Here is a 5186-nt window from a genome sequence, read left to right as displayed (position 1 = left end):
GTCATAAGGAATTGATAACCCGTGCAACCAGTTGAACACGCCATTTTAAACAAAAGTTGACATGACCACAAAATTCACGTATCAATTTAGGCAACGCACTATTTTAACCCATGAGAAACTGAAAAATTATGTTCTACTCAACCCGCCTACTAAGCCTACTACTTAACGCATCTCACTTGCGCGGTATGTTGGTGGACGGAAATCAGAACTGATTCAGTCATCAAGATTAACAAGCCCGCGCAAATGCGCGGGTTTTTTTTTACCCGCTAAGCGCAAATGTAAACACGACAAGGAACAACCCATGAGCCAACAAGTCATTATTTTCGATACAACATTGCGCGACGGTGAACAAGCATTGCAAGCCAGCCTGAGTGTTAAAGAGAAGCTGCAAATCGCGCTTGCACTGGAAAGAATGGGTGTCGATGTAATGGAAGTCGGTTTCCCGGTTTCCTCCCCTGGCGATTTTGAGTCAGTGCGCACCATCGCTCAGCAAGTCAAAAACAGCCGCGTGTGTGCTCTGGCTCGCTGTGTAGACAAAGATATTGATGTCGCCGCCGAAGCTTTACGTATTGCTGAAGCCTTCCGTATTCATGTGTTTTTGGCGACATCCACCTTACATATCGAATCCAAATTAAAGCGCTCATTTGATGATGTGTTGGCGATGGCAGTGCACTCGGTGAAACGCGCTCGCAACTATACCAATGATGTTGAATTCTCTTGTGAAGATGCTGGCCGTACCCCTATTGATAACCTATGCCGCATCGTAGAAGCTGCGATTAATGCCGGCGCGACTACCATCAATATCCCTGATACTGTCGGTTACACCACTCCTTATCAATTCGGCGGAATTATCACCGACTTGTATGAGCGGGTGCCAAATATTGATAAAGCCATTATCTCAGTGCATTGCCATGACGATTTGGGCATGTCCGTTGCCAACTCCATCACCGCAGTACAAGCCGGTGCGCGTCAGGTAGAAGGCACGATTAATGGTTTGGGCGAACGCGCCGGTAACTGTTCACTGGAAGAAGTGATCATGGCTATCAAGGTGCGTGAAAAGATGTTGGGCGTGCATACCAATATCAATCATCAAGAGATTTACCGCACCAGCCAGTTGGTCAGTAAGTTATGCAATATGCCAATACCCGCTAACAAAGCCATTGTCGGTAGTAATGCTTTCGCTCACTCATCCGGTATTCATCAGGATGGCGTGCTGAAAAATCGTGAAAACTACGAAATCATGACACCACAATCCATTGGCCTGAAAGAAGTGCAGTTGAACCTGACCTCCCGTTCTGGTCGCGCGGCGGTCAAACACCGTATGGAAGAGATGGGTTATCAGGATAAAGATTACAATTTGGACTCTTTGTACGACGCATTCCTGAAGCTGGCAGATAAAAAGGGCCAGGTATTTGATTACGATTTAGAAGCGTTAGCCTTCATTAATAAACAACAGGAAGAGCCGGAACACTACCGTTTAGACTATTTCAGCGTGCAGTCGGGTTCCAGCGTAATGGCAACAGCATCCGTGAAATTGGTCTGTGGCGAAGATATTAAATCAGAAGCGGCCACAGGTAATGGCCCGGTTGATGCGGTGTATCAGGCCATCAATCGCATTACCGGTTATGAAATTGAACTGGTGAAATATCAACTGTCTGCCAACGGTCAGGGTAAAGACGCATTGGGTCAGGTTGATATCGTGGTTGACCATAAAGGCCGCCGCTTCCACGGCGTGGGTCTGGCAACAGATATTGTCGAGTCATCCGCTAAAGCGTTGGTTCACGTATTAAATAACATCTGGCGCGCTCATCAGGTAGAGATTGAGAAGCAGCGCTTGCAACAAAATAATCAGGAAATGGTGTGAACATGACTAAGACTTATCATATTGCCGTTTTGCCCGGAGACGGTATTGGCCCTGAAGTAATGGCTCAGGCAAATAAAGTATTGGATGCGGTGCGTCAACGTTTCGGCATCAAGATTTCAACCAGCGTTTATGATGTAGGTGGTGCAGCCATCGACCGTCACGGCAGCCCGTTACCGGCAGCGACAGTCAGCGGATGTGAGCAGGCTGATGCTATCTTGTTTGGCTCGGTAGGCGGCCCGAAATGGGAACATTTGCCACCGGCGGAACAACCCGAGCGTGGTGCGTTGTTGCCTTTGCGCAAGCACTTCAAATTATTCAGCAACTTGCGCCCGGCGCGGTTGTATCAAGGGTTAGAAGACTTCTGCCCATTGCGCAGCGATATTGCCGCCAAAGGTTTTGATATTCTGTGTGTGCGTGAATTAACCGGTGGTATCTACTTCGGCCAACCCAAAGGCCGTGAAGGCCAAGGCCAGCACGAGCGTGCTTTTGATACCGAAGTTTATCATCGCTTTGAGATTGAACGTATTGCCCGTATTGCCTTTGAATCTGCGCGTAAACGTCGTGGCAAAGTTACTTCTATTGATAAAGCCAATGTGTTGCAAAGCTCTATTCTGTGGCGTGAAGTGGTAACTGCCATTGCGGCCGATTACCCAGATGTTGTCTTGTCCCATATGTATATCGATAACGCCACCATGCAGTTGATCAAAGACCCTTCCCAGTTTGATGTATTGCTGTGTTCTAACTTGTTTGGCGATATTTTGTCTGATGAGTGCGCCATGATAACGGGTTCAATGGGGATGTTGCCGTCGGCCAGCCTGAACGAACAAGGTTTCGGTTTATACGAACCCGCAGGTGGCTCCGCACCCGATATCGCGGGCAAAAATATAGCTAACCCAATTGCCCAGATTTTGTCATTAACCCTGCTGTTGCGTTTCAGTTTAGGTAAAGACAAGGCCGCCGATGCTATTGAGCATGCGATCAACCAGGCATTGGAACAAGGCTATCGCACGGCTGATTTGGCCGGCGAAGGTAAAGCCATCGGTACCAACGAAATGGGCGATGTTATCGCTAAATTCGTGATGGAGGGGGTGTAAAATGGGTAAGACGTTATATCAAAACAAGACTTTATATCAAAAATTGTACGATGCGCACATCGTTTACGAAGCGCCAAATGAAACCCCATTGTTGTACATCGACCGCCATCTGGTGCATGAAGTTACTTCGCCGCAAGCCTTTGATGGTTTGCGCGCCATGGGTCGTCCGGTGCGTCAGCCGGGTAAAACCTTTGCCACGATGGACCACAACGTTTCAACCCAAACCAAAGATATCAATGCCAGCGGCGAAATGGCGCGGATCCAGATGCAGGAGCTGATTAAGAACTGTGCTGAGTTCGGTGTCTCTTTATATGACCTGAATCATCCGTTCCAAGGCATCGTCCATGTGATTGGCCCTGAACAAGGTATGACTTTACCGGGCATGACTATCGTCTGTGGTGACTCACATACCGCGACCCATGGTGCATTCGGCTCATTGGCCTTCGGTATCGGCACTTCAGAAGTTGAGCATGTGCTGGCAACCCAGACCCTGAAACAGGGCCGAGCCAAAACCATGAAAATCGAAGTTAACGGTACTGTCGGTGCAGGGATTACCGCCAAAGACATCGTCTTGGCGATTATCGGCAAAACCGGCAGCGCGGGCGGCACCGGCCATGTGGTGGAGTTCTGTGGCAGCGCGATTGCAGCGCTGAGCATGGAAGGCCGGATGACATTATGTAATATGGCGATCGAGATGGGTGCTAAAGCCGGTTTAGTCGCCCCGGATGACACCACTTTCGACTACCTGAAAGGTCGTCAGTTCGCCCCAACTGGCGAGCAGTGGGAACAAGGCGTGGCCTACTGGCGCACCTTGAAATCTGATGCTGATGCTAAATTTGACACTATCGTCACCCTGGATGCCGCCGACATCGCGCCACAAGTCACTTGGGGCACCAACCCGGGCCAGGTCATTGCGGTTAATGACATGATTCCTGCTCCTGAGTCCTTCAGTGATCCCGTTGAACGTGCCTCGGCGGAAAAAGCGTTGGCATATATGGATTTGCGCCCCGGCATTAAGTTGACCGAGGTAGCCATTGATAAAGTCTTTATCGGTTCCTGCACTAACTCACGCATTGAAGATTTGCGTGCCGCAGCAGCGGTGGCTCAAGGTCGTAAAGTCGCGACTGGCGTGCAAGCTATTGTGGTACCCGGCTCAGGCCCGGTAAAAGCACAGGCTGAAGCGGAAGGTTTGGATAAGATCTTTATCGAGGCCGGTTTTGAGTGGCGTTTGCCTGGTTGTTCCATGTGTTTGGCGATGAACAACGACCGTCTGGAACCCGGAGAGCGTTGTGCCTCCACCAGCAACCGTAACTTTGAAGGCCGTCAGGGCCGTGGTGGCCGCACACATTTGGTTAGCCCGGCAATGGCCGCCGCCGCCGCTGTCAGTGGTCATTTTGCTGATGTTCGCGCCTTAGAAGCCGCCACCCACTAACCGGAGACACCATTATGGCTAAATTTACTCAACACACGGGTTTGGTTGCTCCGTTGGATGCGGCAAACGTCGATACCGACGCGATTATCCCAAAACAATTTTTACAAAAAGTGACGCGCACTGGCTTTGGCCAACACTTGTTTAACGATTGGCGTTTTCTCGACGACGCAGGCAAAGTGCCAAACCCTGAATTTGTGCTGAACCAACCCCGCTATCTGGGTGCAACCATTTTGTTAGCGCGTGAGAATTTCGGTTGTGGCTCCTCACGGGAACACGCGCCGTGGGCATTGACCGACTTCGGTTTTAAAGTGGTTATTGCCCCTAGTTTCGCTGATATATTTTACGGTAACTCGTTTAATAACCAATTATTACCGGTGACCTTAAGCGAAGCAGATATCGATACCTTATTCCAATTGGTTAACGATAATGAAGGCATCGAGTTTATTGTTGATTTGGAACAGCAAACAGTGAATGCCGGTGGCAATAGTTATTCTTTTGAAATAGACAGCTTCCGCCGCCATTGTATGATTAATGGTTTGGACAGTATTGGCCTGACGTTGCAGCATGAAAGTAATATTTCTGCATATGAAAAACAGCAACCGGCATTTTTACGTTAATTTATTTTAAGTTCATTTTGTGAGTATATTGTTGGTGTCAGGTAAGCCCTGACCCAACAATGCAAAATAGATAAAAACCCCATTTTGAAACGCCCCCTTCTTTCTTTCATCATTCACAAAAACAAACCCCACACCAATCAATTGGTTACATGAAATATTCTCAAGTCATTATTTTAACT

Annotated in this window: 4 protein-coding genes; all 4 read left to right on the top strand. The window is 48.7% G+C overall.

The annotated features are described in order from the left end of the window. Window positions 1–301: 301 nt before the first annotated feature. The 4 genes from leuA to leuD are packed head-to-tail and all read left to right on the top strand — an operon-like array spanning window position 302 to window position 5007. On the top strand, window positions 302–1864 hold the full coding sequence (gene leuA / locus V2A85_RS21700; protein WP_372557997.1) for a 2-isopropylmalate synthase: 1563 nt from the start codon (window positions 302–304) through the stop codon (window positions 1862–1864). 2 nt (window positions 1865–1866) lie between these two features. Then, window positions 1867–2958 carry a 3-isopropylmalate dehydrogenase gene (gene leuB / locus V2A85_RS21695; protein ID WP_420072334.1) on the top strand — a complete coding sequence of 364 codons (1092 nt, stop codon included), beginning with the start codon at window positions 1867–1869 and terminating at the stop codon, window positions 2956–2958. 1 nt (window position 2959) lies between these two features. Further along, window positions 2960–4390, top strand: a complete 1431-nt coding sequence (gene leuC / locus V2A85_RS21690) for a 3-isopropylmalate dehydratase large subunit (RefSeq protein ID WP_372557995.1) — start codon at window positions 2960–2962, stop codon at window positions 4388–4390. Window positions 4391–4404: 14 nt separating this feature from the next. Then, window positions 4405–5007 (top strand): 3-isopropylmalate dehydratase small subunit, encoded by a 603-nt coding sequence (gene leuD / locus V2A85_RS21685; protein WP_083160554.1) that lies wholly within the window; start codon window positions 4405–4407, stop codon window positions 5005–5007. Window positions 5008–5186: the final 179 nt, after the last annotated feature.

Origin of the sequence: Yersinia sp. 1252 StPb PI, from assembly GCF_048593885.1 — a bacterium.
In the GTDB taxonomy this organism is placed as follows: domain Bacteria; phylum Pseudomonadota; class Gammaproteobacteria; order Enterobacterales; family Enterobacteriaceae; genus Yersinia; species Yersinia enterocolitica_E.
This window is presented reverse-complemented; position numbering and strand designations above follow the sequence as displayed.